1 protein-coding gene is annotated in these 476 nt (G+C 40.5%); it reads right to left on the reverse strand.

What is annotated here, in order from left to right; translation table 11 throughout:
- Window positions 1-100 precede the first annotated feature (100 nt).
- A partial coding sequence (locus J7R05_RS07890) for a DHHA1 domain-containing protein (protein ID WP_246468274.1) occupies window positions 101-476 on the reverse strand: 376 nt, incomplete at its 5' end.

Genomic DNA, 476 nt, shown 5'->3' on the forward strand with positions numbered 1-476 from the left:
AAAAAACCTCTCCACCTTTAAGCAAGAAATATGCCTAAAATACAAACTGCTTCCTCTTAAAAAAGAGAAAGGCTAAGCAATACAAATAACCAAGCAGAAATTAACCTTCAAGAGCAGCTTTTAATGCTGCGAGTGCTTCACCAGCCTTACTTCCTTCAGGACCACCAGCCTGCGCCATATCAGGACGACCACCACCGCCTTGACCGCCAAGAACACCTGAAACAATACGCACCAAATCAACAGCATGCAGCCTATTAGTTAAGTCATCAGTAACACCAACAACAACACTACCCTTGCCATTCTCTGAAATACTGATAAAAGCAACTATCCCAGATCCAATCTGTTTCTTGCCAGAATCCACTAATGCTTTAAGATCCCGAGAAGAAATATTGCTCACAATACGTCCCATAAAAGAAATGCCATTGATGATGATAATATCTTTTTGATCACTTTGTGTTGTTTCTCCACTTAATACC

The sequence above is a fragment of the Bartonella capreoli genome (assembly GCF_902813205.1).
In the GTDB taxonomy this organism is placed as follows: domain Bacteria; phylum Pseudomonadota; class Alphaproteobacteria; order Rhizobiales; family Rhizobiaceae; genus Bartonella; species Bartonella schoenbuchensis.